The following is a 12,947-nucleotide window of genomic DNA, read 5'->3' on the forward strand; positions in this document are numbered from 1 at the left end:
CGAGGAGCCGCGATGCGTGTCGCACTGTTCCTGACCTGCGTCAACGACACGCTCTATCCGGACACCGGGCGCGCCGTGGTGAAACTCCTGACCCGGCTGGGTGTCGACGTCGACTTCCCGATGGCGCAGACCTGTTGCGGTCAGGCGCACTACAACACCGGCTACCGGCATGGGACGGAGCCGCTGGCCCGGCACTTCGCCGACGTCTTCGGGGAGTACGAGGCGATCGTGACGCCGTCCGGGTCGTGCGGGGCGATGGTGCGGGAGCTGTATCCGAGGATGGGTGAGCGGGCCCGTGCGGAGGGGCGCGGGGACAGCCTCGCGGCGGCGCTCGCGCCGGTCGTGCCGAAGACGTACGAGCTCACGGAGTTCCTGGTGGACGTGCTGGGGGTGACGGACGTCGGGGCGTACTACCCGCACAAGGTGACCTATCACCCGACCTGTCACGGGCTGCGCGGACTGGGTCTGGGCGAGCGTCCGCTGCGGCTGCTGCGGGCGGTGAAAGGGCTGGAGCTGGCCGAACTGCCGGGCGCCGAGGAGTGCTGCGGGTTCGGCGGCACCTTCGCGCTGAAGAACGCCGACGTCTCGGCGGCGATGGGCGCCGACAAGGTGCGCAACGCCGCCTCGACGGGCGCCGAGGTGCTGTGCGCGGCGGACAACTCCTGTCTGATGCACATCGGCGGCACGATGACGAGGCTGCGCACCGGCATGCGGCCGGTGCACATCGCGGAGATCCTGGCGAGCACGGAGGAGGAACCGGCCGGATGAGCGGGACGTTCGTCGGGATGCCGGCGTTTCCGGAGGCCGCCCGGGACGCCGTGCGCGACACCACCCTGCGCGGCAACCTGCGGCATGCCACGCACACCATCCGGGCCAAGCGCGCTCAGGCCGTGGCGGAGGTGAGCGACTGGGCCGAGCTGCGGGAGGCCGGGAAGCGGATCAAGGATCACACGCTGCGTCATCTCGACCGGTATCTGGTGCAGTTGGAGGAGTCGGTGACGGCCGCGGGCGGCACCGTGCACTGGGCGGCCGACGCCGACGAGGCCAACCGGATCGTCGCGCGGCTGGTCAAGGAGACCGGTGAGTCGGAGGTCGTCAAGGTCAAGTCGATGGCCACCCAGGAGATCGGGCTGAACGAGGCCCTGGAGGCCGAGGGGATCCGCGCCTACGAGACCGATCTGGCCGAGCTGATCGTGCAGCTGGGCGAGGACCTGCCCTCGCACATCCTGGTGCCGGCGGTGCACCGCAACCGCGGCGAGATCCGGGAGATCTTCGCCCGCGAGATGGGCCGGTGGGGCCGCCCCGCCCCGGAGGGGCTCACGGACACGCCCGCGGACCTGGCGGAGGCGGCGCGGCTGCATCTGCGGGAGAAGTTCCTGCGCGCCAAGGTGGGCATCTCCGGTGCCAACTTCATGGTCGCGGACACCGGCACGCTGGTGGTGGTGGAGTCCGAGGGCAACGGGCGGATGTGCCTGACCCTGCCCGAGACGCTGATCTCGGTCGTCGGCATCGAGAAGATCGTGCCGACCTGGCGGGACCTGGAGGTGTTCCTGCAGACCCTGCCCCGCTCCTCGACCGCCGAGCGGATGAACCCGTACACCAGCACCTGGACCGGCACCACGCAGGAGGACGGCCCGCGCGTCTTCCACCTGGTGCTGCTGGACAACGGCCGCACCGACACCCTCGCCGACGAGGTGGGCCGGCAGGCGCTGCGCTGCATCCGCTGCTCGGCGTGCCTCAACGTGTGCCCGGTGTACGAGCGGGCCGGGGGGCACGCCTACGGCTCGGTCTACCCCGGGCCGATCGGTGCGATCCTCAGCCCGCAGCTGCGGGGCACGGACAACCCGGTCGACGCGTCGCTGCCGTACGCCTCGTCGCTGTGCGGGGCCTGTTACGAGGTGTGTCCGGTCGCCATCGACATCCCCGAGGTGCTGGTGCATCTGCGGGAGCGGGTGGTGGAGGGCGGAACGGTGACGCGGGCGGGCAACAAGGTGGTGCTGCGGCCCGCGAAGGGGCACGCCGCCGAGCGGGCCGCGATGCGCGCCGCGCGCTGGGCGTTCGCGCGTCCCGGTGCCCTGCGGGCCGGCCAGCGCCTCGCCTCGCGCACCCGGCGGCTGCATCCGCGCACCCTGCCGGGACCCGGCCGGGCGTGGAGCGGGACCCGGGACCTGCCGCCGGTGCCGGCCGAGCCGTTCCGGGACTGGTGGAAGCGTACGCAGGGCGGAAAGGGCGGTGCCGCGTGAGCAGCAGGGAACGGATCCTGGGCCGGGTGCGGCGGGCCCTCGCGGACGTGCCGGGGGACGACACGCCGTACGAGCGGGCGGTGGCCCGGGACTATCTGCGCGAGCACGGCGAGCGTACGGCCGCGCAGACGGCGGACCTGCTCGCCGAGAACCTGGCCGACTACCGGGCGGTCGTGCACCGCACCGACGCCGACGGGCTGGCCGGTGTGGTGGCCGGGCTGCTCGCCGCGCGCGGCGCGTCGACGGTGCTGGTGCCGCCGGGGCTCGACGCGGCGTGGCTCGCGTCGGCCGAGGTGACCCGGGTGGCCGACCTGGCGGAGAGCACCCCGCACGAACTGGACCGGGTGGACAGTGTGGTGACGGGTTGCGCGGTGGCCGTGGCCGAGACGGGCACGATCGTGCTGGACGGCTCACCCGACCAGGGCAGGCGGCGCATCACCCTGATCCCCGACCACCACATCTGTGTGGTCCGGGTCCCGGACCAGGTCGTCTCCTCCGTCCCGCAGGCCCTGGCCCGCCTCGACCCGGCCCGCCCGCTCACCTGGATCTCCGGGCCGTCGGCGACCAGCGACATCGAGCTCGACCGGGTGGAGGGCGTGCACGGGCCGCGCACGCTGGAGGTCGTGCTGGTCGGGTGACCCTCGACGCCAGGAACGTGGAGACGCAGCGTCTCGCCGGGGCGACGCCCCGTCAGGTGCTGGGCGTGGTGGGCGTTGCGGGGCTGGTCCTCACGGTCGTCGGGCTGCTGTTCGGCACCCTGGCGGCGCCGGGCCGGATCGTGCCGTTCACCGTGGTCCGCGGGGACGCGGTGCTGCCGGAGCGGATGGTGGGCGTGTGGGTCGCCGTCGCCTCAATCGGCGCGGCGACGCTCGGGACGGGCCTGGCCACGGCCCGGCGGATGCTGCGCACGCCGGCCGCGTGACGCAGGGATGTTCCGCCGTGTCAACCCCGTGCGGATGCGGCTCGGTGATCGGCTAACATCCCGCCTTGTCCGACATCGACGGCCACACAGCACGAAAGAACCCGATGCCCGATCCACTGACCCCGGACCCGCTTGCCGCCGTCGTCGCCGCAGGTGAGACCATCACCGTTCCCGAGAGCCACAAGAAGGCGCTGCGGGCCGAGCTGCGGCCGGGCGAGACCGTGCGGGCCGTCTACCACGACGGGTGGGGCTTCGCCGTCCTCACGGACGAGGGGCTCATCCTGCTCGGCAGCGTGCTCTCCCCCCGGGCCACCCGGGTGCCGCGGCCGCTGCTCGTTCTCCGGCCGGCGTCGGGGGTCCTCGACTCCGTCGAGATCCTCGTCGACGGCAGGCCGCGCAAGCTACGCGGCTCGAAGATCGACCCCAAGGGCGCGCTCCTCGAGGCGGCGGGGGAACTCCTGCCGCCCGGCTCACCGTTGCGCCCCGGGCGCCGCACGCGACTCTTCACGTGGATGAGGCGGCACCCGGTCGCGGTGACCGTCCTCGCGGGCGTGCTGGTGGTGGGCGGGGTGGGGTCGGCTTCCGGGCCCGGGCCCAGCTCCGGCTCGGCCTCCGGCTCCGGCTCCGGCTCCGGCTCCGGCGGGGACGTTGCCGTGGCACAGGACGACGGGAAGCCTGCCGCCGCCGTCGCCGACTTCACGGGGTCCGCGCTGGACACGGCGGCGCTGCGGGCCCGTGAGGACGGCTGGCGGACGGTCTCGGCCTCCTACGCCGCCTCCGGCACGCGGTCGGTGCGGACCGAGGAACCGGGCTGGCGGGTGTGCTTCCAGACGCCCGCCCCCGACCGGCCCGCGCGGCCGGCCGACGGCACGCTCACCCTGTTCGCGGTCCCCGAGCAGGAGGAGTGCCCGGCCCGGCTGAACGGGCCGCGTCGGCTGACGATGCCGGACCTCGTCGGCTCGCGGTTCGACAAGGCCAAGGAGACACTCGAAAACCTGCGCCTCGACCCCGTGTTCCCCTTCCACGCCCATACCGGCAAGGCCCTGGCCGAACGGGACACGGACGACTGGAACGTGTGCCGGCAGGACCCCGGACCCGGCACCCGGCTCTCCGGGTCCGAGTCGGTACGCCTGTGGCTGATCGGCTTCGGCGAGCCGTGCACCGAGCCCAGCCCGGACCCCAAGCCGAAGCCCAAGCCCAAGCCCAAGCCGCAGCCTGATCCGAAGCCCTCGTACAACAGCACCACGGGCGGCGGCTCGACGGGAGGAACCGGCAGCACCGGCGGTGGCACGTCGAGCGGGGGCGGCTCCAGCAGCGGCGGCACCTCCGGCGGTTCGGGCTCCGGCGGAGGCGGTCAGGCCGGTGTCGGGTTCGGTCAGTTCTGCTCGCCCGTGGGCGCCACCGCGATCACGGCCGACGGCCGTCCCGCCAAGTGCTTCATGGGCAAGGACGGCCGCGCCCGCTGGGGTTACAACTCCGGCTGACGACGACCGGCTATTACGCCTTCGCGTAGTCCTGGGCCATGCCGCCCGCGAAGTCGTACACCACGACCTGCTCGTCGCCGACGACCCACGCGTCGTGTCCCGGCGGGCAGACGAAGACGTCGCCCGGACCGACCTCACCCTCGCCCCCGTCGTCCATGCGGATGTGCATACGCCCCTGGACCACGTAGCCGTTGTGGTGGATCCGGCAGGTGTCCGTCCCCGCGATGGGGCCGACGGACTCGGACCAGCGCCACCCCGGTTCGAAGGTGGCGACAGCGAAGTCCAGCCCGGTCATATGAACGGCTTCGAGGTGTCCCCTGGGGAAATCGCGTCGCTCGTCGGGCTTGTCCAGCGTCTTGACCTCGAACATGCCCCTTCTCCCTTCCGGTCGTCTCCCTGCACGACCGGGTCCGGTCTCCGTCTGCCCCGAACGGCACCGGCGGGGGCCGGGCCCCACCTCTTCATCGTCCGCCCGTCCCGCCGGGGCCGCCATTCGGGTGAGGGGCCGGGGGGCAGGTCAGCCGTCGGCCCCGCAGAGCCGGGCGAACCGCGCGGCGTCGACGTTGCCGCCGGACAGGATGACGCCGACCCGGTCCGGGAGCGGGGCCGCCCGGCCCGTGAGCAGCGCGGCGAGCGGGGTGGCCCCGCTCGGCTCGAGGACGATCTTCAGCCGCTCGAAGGCGAACCGCATCGCCTCCCGGATCTCGTCGTCGCCGACCAGCACGATGCCGTCGAGGAGCCGCCGGTTGACCGAGAAGGTCAGTTCGCCCGGGGTGGGCAGGGCCTGGCCGTCGGCGATGGTGCGGGGCACCGGGATGCTGACGCGCCGGCCCGCCTCCAGCGACCTCTTGGTGTCGTCCCCGGCCTCCGGCTCGACGCCGATCACCCGCGTGGCGGGATGCAGGCCCTTGACCGCGGTGGCGCTCCCGGCGATCAGTCCGCCGCCGCCGACCGGGGCCAGCAGCAGGCCCAGCTCCCCGGCCTCCTCGACCAGTTCCAGCGCCGCCGTGCCCTGACCGGCCATGACGTGCGGATGCTCGTAGGGCGGGACGACGGTCAGGCCCCGCTCGGCGGCGAGGGCCTCGGCGACGGCGGCCCGGTCACCGGTGTACCGGTCGTAGGTGACGATCTCGGCGCCGTAGCCCTCGGTGGCCGCCCGCTTCGACGGCGGGGCGTCCTCGGGCATGACGATGACGGCGCTGGTGCCCACTTCCCGTGCGGCGAGGGCGACCGCCTGGGCGTGGTTGCCGGAGGAGTAGGCGACGATGCCCCGGGACAGCTGCGCGGGCGTCAACCGGGAGGCCGCGTTGTAGGCGCCGCGGAACTTGAACGCGCCCACGCGTTGGAAGTTCTCGCACTTGAGGTGGACCTCGGCGCCGACGAGAGCGTCCAGTGTGCGGGAGCGCAGGACGGGTGTGCGGTGGGCGACGCCCTGAAGGCGCTCGGCGGCGGAGCGGACGTCGTCGAGGGTGATCGGCGGGGTGGTGGTCGTCACGCAGGGACCTTAGACCATGCGTCCGGCGCCTGGACAGATCGTCCAGGCGCCGGCTCGCGGTGTCGGCCGCCTCGGCGGCGGTTCACCGGTGGCGCTGTGGCGTCAGAGGCTCGTCTCGCCGGCGAGGCCGAAGAAGTCGTGCCACTTGTGGCCGTCGATGAAGCCGTCCTTGCCGTTGGACACGTTCACGTAGACGTCGGCCAGGTCGTTGTGGGTGAAGGTGACGATGTCGTCCTTGCCGTCGCCGTCGTAGTCACCCACGTACGGGAACTCACCGTCCGGGGCGAAGAAGTCCGCCCACTTGCGGCCCCCGCCGAAGGTCCGGCCCTCGGACAGGGCCACGCAGACGTCGCTCGCCTGGCCACCCGTGAAGGTGACGATGTCGTCCCTGCCGTCACCGTCCACGTCGGTCGGTGAGCCGCCGAGCATCAGGCCGCCGGCGTCGCCGTAGTGGACCTCGAGTTCCGCGATGGAGGTGAAGGTCTTCTCCCCGCCCGGCCGCCCGATGACGCGGACGCCGTCGCCCGCGGTCGGGTCGAAGGAGAAACGGAACGCCGGCCGAGCGCTGGGAGCGCGCCGGGATGTTCTTCGACGCCAAGGACTACACCGCCGCCGCGCGCGTCCTGGGCGCGCTGGTCGAGGAGGTGCCGGAGCAGACCGCACCGCGGCTGCTGCTGGCGCGCGCCTACTACCACTCGGCCCAGCTGCGCCGGGCGGAGGCGGAGTTGCGGGTCATCGTGGAGCGCGACCCGGTGGAGCACTACGCCCGGCTGATGCTGGGGCGCACCCTCCAGCGGCAGGGGCGTGACGACGAGGCCCGGCCGCATCTGCGCATCGCCGCCGCGCTGGACGGCGACTTCGACGACGCGTAGGCCGTCGGCGGCTCGTGCCGGTGCCCGGTCTCCCTCCCGGGGGCCCGGGCACCGGCACGGCGGCCCCTGTCAGGAGACCGTGGTGCCGCCGTCTCCGTAGGTCCGCCGCCCCCGCCGCTGGGCGGCCTCCCCGAGAACGATGTCGGCGGCGAGGAACGCGGCCAGCGGGATGCCGAGCAGCGGCACGAAGTAGCCCAGGACGGCGATCAGCGCCAGCAGCGGGACGAGCACGTACGGCGGTACGTGCTGCCAGGCGCCCCGGGGGATCGGCCGGCCGAAGGCGGAGCCGCGGCCCCGCTGCCACCACAGGCGGTAGCCCCACAGGATCAGCAGGATCAGGGCGAGGGCGAGGATCATCAGCGCGATCTGGTTCGCCAGGCCGAACAGGGCGCCGGTGTGCAGGTCGATGCCCCATCTGGTGAGCTTCGCCAGTACCGGGTAGTCGTCGAACCGCAGGACGTCGGTCACCTGCCCCGTGCCGGGGTCGACGGCGACCGAGTCCTGCTTCTCCGGCCAGCTGCGCTGGATCTGCCGCACCACGTACGCGGAGTCCGCGTCGGCCGGCGGGACGATCTCGACCGGGTTGTCCAGCCCCTCGGCCCGTCCCGCAGCGAGCACCTGGTCGAGGCCCGCACCGCTGTCCGCGTCGCCCGCCGCGGCGCCGGCCGCGCCGTGCTCCGCGTGTTCACCGGACGCCGCGGCCGACACCGAAGGGGTTTCCTGGCCGAGCGAGGTCCGCAGCTCGCCGATGTTCGCGCCGGCGTAGGTGGACCAGGTCAGACCGGTCGCCGAGAGGAACACGAAGCCGGTCGCGGCCCAGACGCCCACACTGCCGTGCAGGCCCAGCGTCCGCCTCCGTCCCTTCGTGCCGCGTACCTTGCGCAGCGCGCGGCGCCGGGAGTACCACAGGATCAGCCCGCCGACCGCGATCACCCACAGCCAGCTGGCCGCCAGCTCGCTGTAGAGCCGGCCCGGCTCGCCGAGGTGCAGATCGCGGTGGAACTCGTCGATCCAGGTGCGCAGGGGCAGCGCGCCGGAGGAGCCGTACTGTTCCAGCTCGCCACGCACCTCGGCGGTGTAGGGGTCGACGAACACGGCCAGGGTGTGGTCGGGGTCCACACCCGGTATGCCGGAGAGCAGCACGCGGGTCGTGGCACCCTCCTCGGGTGCGGGGCGTACGGCGGTGATCGTGCCCTCGGGGCGGGCCTCGCGTGCGGCGGCGACCTGTTCGGAGACGGGCAGTTCGCGGTCGCCGACGGGAACGGTCAGCTCGTGGTCGTAGACGATCTTCTCGGCCTGGAAGGAGGCGGCGTACAGCAGGCCGGTGAGTGCGGCGACGAGGAGGAAGGGCGCCACCAGCACGCCCGCGTAGAAGTGCAGGCGCAGGACGAGGGGGCGCATGGCGGCCCAAGTGCTCCTGGCCGGTGTGGGGGCGGGGGGTTGCGGAGCCTCGTCCGTTCTGGTCGAGGGAGCGGTGGTCATCGGCGGGGTTCTCCCGGGGACGTGGGGACCATGGTGGTGCAGTAGTCGGGGTGACGGGGCGTCGGGTTCCCGGGAAGGACGTGTGACCTGTGACACACGGGTCGGGCGTGCGATCCTGACTGCATGGACATGCCGGACGAGCGCGCACCCCTGGCCGAACGGGTCGAGCAACTGCTCGCCGCGGAGGGGCCCTTGCCCATCGTGACGGCCGGTGATCCGGTGCTGCGCGCGGGCACCGAGCCGTACGACGGCCAGCTGGGGTCCACTCTGCTGGCCCGGTTCGTCGACGCGCTGCGGATCACCATGCACGCCGCTCCGGGCGTCGGGCTGGCCGCGCCGCAGGTCGGCGTGGGGCTGCGGATCGCGGTGATCGAGGATCCGGCGCTCGTGCCCGAGGAGGTGCTCCTGGCGCGCGGCCGGGTGCCGCAGCCGTTCCGGGTCCTGGTCAACCCCGTCTACGCACCGGTCGGCGCCGGGCGGGCCGCGTTCTTCGAGGGGTGTCTGAGCGTGCCGGGGTACCAGGCGGTGGTGGCGCGCGCCGCCGGAGTGCGGCTGACGGGGCAGGACGAGCACGGCCGGGCCCTGGACGAGGTGTTCACCGGCTGGCCCGCCCGCATCGTGCAGCACGAGACGGACCATCTCGACGGCACGCTGTACCTCGACCGCGCCGAGCCGCGCTCGTTGTCGTCGCACACGGCGGTGGCGCGGCGCTGGTCGCAGCCGGCGCCGGACGAGGCGGCGCGGCAGCTGGGCTTCGAACTGCCGTGAGCGGGCGCCGGTCCGCCCCCCGTGGCGGCTCCCGCCCGCCGCCCCGCGCGGACGGGAGAGCCGATACGGCTCAGGCGTCGTCCCGGTACGCCTCCAGCAGCCGCAGCCACACCTCGCTGATCGTCGGGAACGACGGGACCGCGTGCCACAGCCGCCGGACGGGGACCCGGGCGGTCACCGCGATGGTCGCGGAGTGGATGAGCTCCCCGACGCCGGGGCCGACGAGGGTGAGGCCGCGCAGGATCTCCTCCTCGAGGTCGACGACCATGCGGGCGCGGCCCTTGTAGCCGTCGCCGTAGAGCCCGGCGCCGGAGACCGAGGACAGGTCGACGTCGACGGCGCGGACGCGGTGGCCGGCCCGTTCCGCCTCGGCCAGGGAGAGACCGACGGCGGCGGCCTCAGGGTCGGTGAAGACGACCTGGGGCACGGCGGCGTGGTCGGCGGTGGCGGCGTGCGCGCCCCACTCCTCGGCGCTCACGGACTCGCCGGAGGCCAGGGCGGCGATGGCGGCGCCCGCGATCCGGGCCTGGTACTTGCCCTGGTGGGTGAGGAGCGCCCGGTGGTTGACGTCCCCGACGCCGTACAGCCAGTCGTGGCCGGTGACCCGCAGGCTGTCGTCGACGGAGAGCCACGAGCCGGGCTCGAGGCCGATCGTCTCCAGGCCGATGTCGTCGGTGCGCGGCGCGCGGCCGGTGGCGAAGAGGATCTCGTCGGCCTCGATCCGGTCGCCGGCGTCGGTGACGACGAGGACGGTGCCGTTCTCCCGGGTCACCGACTTCACCGAGGTGCCGGTGCGGATGTCCGCGCCGGCCTCGGCGAGGGACTCGGCGACCAGCTCGCCGGCGAACGGCTCCATGCGGTCGAGCAGGCCGCTGCCGCGCACCAGGACGGTGACCCGCGAGCCGAGCGCCTGCCAGGCGCAGGCCATCTCGGCGGCGACGACGCCCCCGCCGACCACGACCAGCCGGCCGGGCGCGGACTGGGCGCTGGTGGCCTCGCGGCTGGTCCACGGCCGGACCTCCTCCAGTCCCGGCAGGTCGGGCAGCCGGGCGCGGCTGCCGGTGCAGACGGCGACGGCGTGCCGGGCGGTGAGGACGCGCCGGCCGCCGTCGGGTCCGGTGACGGTGACGGTGCGCGGGCCGGTGATCCGTCCGTGTCCGCGGTACAGGTCGGCGCCGGTGCTCTCCAGCCACTGGACCTGGCCGCCGTCCTTCCAGTCGCCGGTGAACCAGTTGCGGCGGGCGAGTACGGCGTCGGTGTCCAGGGGACCCTGGACCGACCGGCTCAGTCCGGGCAGTCGACGGGCGTCGGCCTGGGCGAGCACCGGCCGCAGCAGGGCCTTGCTGGGCGTGCAGGCCCAGTAGGAGCACTCGCCGCCGACCAGTTCGCTCTCCACGACGGCGGTGGTGAGCCCGGCGGCGCGGGTGCGGTCGGCGACGTTCTCGCCCACGGGCCCGGCTCCGAGCACCACGACGTCGTAGGCGGTTGATTCCTCGTGCGTGGTTCGCGTTTCCGTCATGGCGTCAGTCTGGTGGGTGGTGTGCCCCCTGGCCACATGGGTAGGGGCGCGGAATACGTGACCGGCGGGCCGTGTTGTGCCGAGGCCCGCCCCCGACACCAGGAAGAGGGATTCGCTCATGAGCAGCACCGTGGAGCTCACCAAGGAGAACTTCGACCAGATGGTCACGGACAACGAGTTCGTGCTGATCGACTTCTGGGCGGAGTGGTGCGGCCCCTGCCGTCAGTTCGCACCGGTGTACGAGAAGGCGGCGGAGGCGAACCCGGACCTGGTGTTCGGCAAGGTGGACACCGAGGCGCAGCCGGAGCTGGCCGCGGCCTTTGGCATCCAGTCGATCCCCACGCTGATGATCGTCCGCGATCAGGTCGCCGTGTTCGCCCAGCCGGGTGCCCTTCCCGAGGCCGCGCTGACGGATGTCATCGGGCAGGCCCGGAAGCTGGACATGGACGATGTCCGCAAGCAGATCGCCGAGCAGCAGGCACAGCAGGGTCAGGCGCCGGCCGCGGGCGAGTGACCGCGGCCGCGGTGGGACACGCGGGCCGCGGACAGCGGCCCACGCGGTTCTGGAACGGGTACCGGGTCTAGAACGGGTACCGGGCGACGTCCCCGCGTACCGTCGTCCACCGCAGGTCGGTGAAGGCGTCCAGGTTGGCGTCCCCGCCGAAGCGGGAGCCGGTGCCGGACGCGGCGACCCCGCCGAAGGGGGCGACGGCCTCGTCGTTGACGGTCTGGTCGTTGATGTGGACGATGCCCGTCGGGACGCGGTCGGCGAGGTCCAGAGCCCGGGCCGGGTCGGCGGTGACGATGCCCAGGGCGAGCCCGTAGGGGCTCGCGCCGGCGAGGGCGACCGCCTCGTCGGGGGTCGCGAAGGACCGAACGGGGGCCACGGGCCCGAAGACCTCCTCCGTGTAGGCGGGGGTGAGGTCGTCCGCGTCGGCGAGGACCGTGGGCCGGTAGAAGAGCCGGTCGTGGGTGCCGCCGGCGGCGAGCTTGGCTCCTCCGGCCGTGCTGGCCTCGACCAGGCCGTGCACCTTGCCGAGCTGGCCGCGGTCGATGAGCGGTCCCAGGTGGACCTGTTCGCGGTGCGGGTCGCCGACGGCGAGGGAGTCGGCCTTGGCGGCCAGCCGCTCGACGTACTCCTCGTACAGCGACGCGTGGACCAGGTGCCGTCCGGCGGTCATGCAGATCTGGCCCTGGTGGAAGAAGGATCCCCAGGCGGCCGTGGAGATGACCGCGTCGAGGTCGGCGTCCTCCAGCACGATGAGCGCCGAGTTCCCGCCGAGTTCCAGGTGGGCCCGCTTCAGATGGCGTCCGGCGGCCTCTCCGACCGCCCGGCCCGCGTTGGTGGAGCCGGTGAAGGAGACGACGGGGATGTGCGGGTCCGCGACCAGGGCCTGGCCGGTCTCCGCTCCCCCGGGCAGCACGTGCAGCAGCCCCTCGGGCAGTCCCGCCTCGGCGAACACGGCGGCGAGTGCAAGGCCGCCGCAGACGGCGGTGCGCGGGTCGGGCTTGAGGACGACCGCGTTGCCGAGTGCCAGGGCCGGCGCGACGGAGCGGATCGACAGGATCAGCGGCGCGTTGAACGGGGCGATCACGCCCACCACCCCGACCGGCACGCGCCGGGTGTAGGAGAGCCGGGGCTCCTCGGTGGGCAGCACCTGTCCGGTGGGGCGGGAGGCGAGGGCGGCGGCCTCGTAGCACTCCTGGGCGGCCACGTGGAGTTCGAAGTCGGCCTTGCCGGGGATGTTGCCGGCCTCGCGGATCAGCCACTCCCGCAGTTCGGCGTGGGCGGCGAACAGGTCGCCCGCCTTGCGGAGCACCGCCGCGCGGACGAAGTGCGGGGCCTTGGCCCACGCCGGCCAGGCCGCGTGGGCGGCCTCGGCGGCGGCCTCGACGTCCTCGGCGGTGGCGAGGGTGACGGTGCCGAGGGAGTCACCGGTGGCCGGTTCGGTGACGCGGTGTTCGGGCCCGGTGAGCGGGCGGGCCGGCCGGGTCGTGGGGTCGAGCAACGTCATGACGGCTCTCCGATCGGTCACCGGCGCGCCGGGGCGGCGCGGGTGCGGTCGTCGTTCGCGTACCCCTGTGGTTGAGCGCGCAACATCTTAGCCTCGGGAGGGCCCGGCGGCACGGGGTCGCGCCCCGTCGTCCGCCGGACCCGTGTC

At 73.6% G+C, this 12,947-nt stretch carries 13 protein-coding genes and 1 pseudogene; 8 read left to right on the forward strand and 6 right to left on the reverse strand.

The features are described from left to right. The first annotated feature begins 12 nt into the window (after nt 1-12). The 5 genes and pseudogenes from AC5L3C_RS02245 (at nt 13) to AC5L3C_RS02265 (ending at nt 4,649) form a co-directional block, all read left to right on the forward strand. The gene (locus tag AC5L3C_RS02245) at nt 13-768 is read left to right on the forward strand and encodes a (Fe-S)-binding protein (protein WP_493646546.1); all 756 of its coding nucleotides are present in this window, start codon (nt 13-15) and stop codon (nt 766-768) included. Further along, the gene (locus AC5L3C_RS02250) at nt 765-2,243 is read left to right on the forward strand and encodes a LutB/LldF family L-lactate oxidation iron-sulfur protein (protein ID WP_493646547.1); all 1,479 of its coding nucleotides are present in this window, start codon (nt 765-767) and stop codon (nt 2,241-2,243) included. Before AC5L3C_RS02245 ends, AC5L3C_RS02250 begins: the two co-directional genes overlap by 4 nt. Next, on the forward strand, nt 2,240-2,881 hold the full coding sequence (locus AC5L3C_RS02255; protein WP_493646548.1) for a LutC/YkgG family protein: 642 nt from the start codon (nt 2,240-2,242) through the stop codon (nt 2,879-2,881). The genes AC5L3C_RS02250 and AC5L3C_RS02255 overlap by 4 nt, the downstream gene beginning before the upstream one ends. Before the next feature lie 20 nt (nt 2,882-2,901). Next, nucleotides 2,902-3,165 (forward strand): annotated as a pseudogene (locus AC5L3C_RS02260) (ABC transporter permease); the annotation flags it as partial. 104 nt (nt 3,166-3,269) lie between these two features. Beyond that, nucleotides 3,270-4,649, forward strand: a complete 1,380-nt coding sequence (locus AC5L3C_RS02265; protein WP_493646549.1) for a PASTA domain-containing protein — start codon at nt 3,270-3,272, stop codon at nt 4,647-4,649. Nucleotides 4,650-4,662: 13 nt separating this feature from the next. Here AC5L3C_RS02265 and AC5L3C_RS02270 read toward each other — a convergent pair whose 3' ends face one another. The 3 genes from AC5L3C_RS02270 to AC5L3C_RS02280 form a co-directional block, all read right to left on the reverse strand. Continuing rightward, a complete protein-coding gene (locus AC5L3C_RS02270) occupies nt 4,663-5,019 on the reverse strand; it encodes a cupin domain-containing protein (protein WP_493646550.1) in 357 nt (118 codons plus the stop codon). Between the two features lie 147 nt (nt 5,020-5,166). Continuing rightward, nucleotides 5,167-6,144 (reverse strand): pyridoxal-phosphate dependent enzyme, encoded by a 978-nt coding sequence (locus tag AC5L3C_RS02275; RefSeq protein ID WP_493646551.1) that lies wholly within the window; start codon nt 6,142-6,144, stop codon nt 5,167-5,169. 102 nt (nt 6,145-6,246) lie between these two features. Beyond that, complete coding sequence (locus AC5L3C_RS02280) at nt 6,247-6,573, reverse strand: FG-GAP-like repeat-containing protein (protein ID WP_493646552.1); 327 nt, start codon at nt 6,571-6,573, stop codon at nt 6,247-6,249. Between the two features lie 152 nt (nt 6,574-6,725). Between AC5L3C_RS02280 and AC5L3C_RS02285 the strand changes: the two genes are divergently transcribed. Then, nucleotides 6,726-7,016: a tetratricopeptide repeat protein gene (locus AC5L3C_RS02285; protein WP_493646553.1), complete on the forward strand. Its 291-nt coding sequence runs from the start codon at nt 6,726-6,728 to the stop codon at nt 7,014-7,016. 69 nt (nt 7,017-7,085) lie between these two features. On the opposite strand, the gene AC5L3C_RS02290 is transcribed toward AC5L3C_RS02285, so the two are convergent. Beyond that, nucleotides 7,086-8,498 (reverse strand): PepSY-associated TM helix domain-containing protein, encoded by a 1,413-nt coding sequence (locus tag AC5L3C_RS02290; protein ID WP_493646554.1) that lies wholly within the window; start codon nt 8,496-8,498, stop codon nt 7,086-7,088. A 123-nt stretch (nt 8,499-8,621) separates the two neighbouring features. On the opposite strand from AC5L3C_RS02290, the gene AC5L3C_RS02295 reads away from it, so the two are divergent. After that, the gene (locus AC5L3C_RS02295) at nt 8,622-9,266 is read left to right on the forward strand and encodes a peptide deformylase (RefSeq protein ID WP_493646555.1); all 645 of its coding nucleotides are present in this window, start codon (nt 8,622-8,624) and stop codon (nt 9,264-9,266) included. Between the two features lie 70 nt (nt 9,267-9,336). On the opposite strand, the gene AC5L3C_RS02300 is transcribed toward AC5L3C_RS02295, so the two are convergent. Further along, complete coding sequence (locus AC5L3C_RS02300; RefSeq protein WP_493646556.1) at nt 9,337-10,785, reverse strand: dihydrolipoyl dehydrogenase family protein; 1,449 nt, start codon at nt 10,783-10,785, stop codon at nt 9,337-9,339. 118 nt (nt 10,786-10,903) lie between these two features. Between AC5L3C_RS02300 and trxA the strand changes: the two genes are divergently transcribed. Beyond that, a complete protein-coding gene (trxA, locus tag AC5L3C_RS02305) occupies nt 10,904-11,299 on the forward strand; it encodes a thioredoxin (protein WP_493646557.1) in 396 nt (131 codons plus the stop codon). A 67-nt stretch (nt 11,300-11,366) separates the two neighbouring features. On the opposite strand, the gene AC5L3C_RS02310 is transcribed toward trxA, so the two are convergent. After that, nucleotides 11,367-12,800, reverse strand: a complete 1,434-nt coding sequence (locus tag AC5L3C_RS02310) for an aldehyde dehydrogenase family protein (RefSeq protein WP_493646558.1) — start codon at nt 12,798-12,800, stop codon at nt 11,367-11,369. Nucleotides 12,801-12,947 lie beyond the last annotated feature (147 nt).

This window comes from Streptomyces speibonae (assembly GCF_984686075.1).

Bases quoted from the DNA above. Each gene is read 5' to 3' on its own strand.
- AC5L3C_RS02245 (WP_493646546.1), top strand. From the start codon at position 13: ATGCGTGTCGCACTGTTCCTGACCTGCGTCAACGACACGCTCTATCCG.
- AC5L3C_RS02250 (WP_493646547.1), top strand. From the start codon at position 765: ATGAGCGGGACGTTCGTCGGGATGCCGGCGTTTCCGGAGGCCGCCCGG.
- AC5L3C_RS02265 (WP_493646549.1), top strand. From the start codon at position 3,270: ATGCCCGATCCACTGACCCCGGACCCGCTTGCCGCCGTCGTCGCCGCA.
- AC5L3C_RS02270 (WP_493646550.1), bottom strand. From the start codon at position 5,019: ATGTTCGAGGTCAAGACGCTGGACAAGCCCGACGAGCGACGCGATTTC.
- AC5L3C_RS02280 (WP_493646552.1), bottom strand. From the start codon at position 6,573: ATGCTCGGCGGCTCACCGACCGACGTGGACGGTGACGGCAGGGACGAC.
- AC5L3C_RS02285 (WP_493646553.1), top strand. From the start codon at position 6,726: ATGTTCTTCGACGCCAAGGACTACACCGCCGCCGCGCGCGTCCTGGGC.
- AC5L3C_RS02290 (WP_493646554.1), bottom strand. From the start codon at position 8,498: ATGACCACCGCTCCCTCGACCAGAACGGACGAGGCTCCGCAACCCCCC.
- AC5L3C_RS02295 (WP_493646555.1), top strand. From the start codon at position 8,622: ATGGACATGCCGGACGAGCGCGCACCCCTGGCCGAACGGGTCGAGCAA.
- AC5L3C_RS02300 (WP_493646556.1), bottom strand. From the start codon at position 10,785: ATGACGGAAACGCGAACCACGCACGAGGAATCAACCGCCTACGACGTC.
- trxA (WP_493646557.1), top strand. From the start codon at position 10,904: ATGAGCAGCACCGTGGAGCTCACCAAGGAGAACTTCGACCAGATGGTC.
- AC5L3C_RS02310 (WP_493646558.1), bottom strand. From the start codon at position 12,800: ATGACGTTGCTCGACCCCACGACCCGGCCGGCCCGCCCGCTCACCGGG.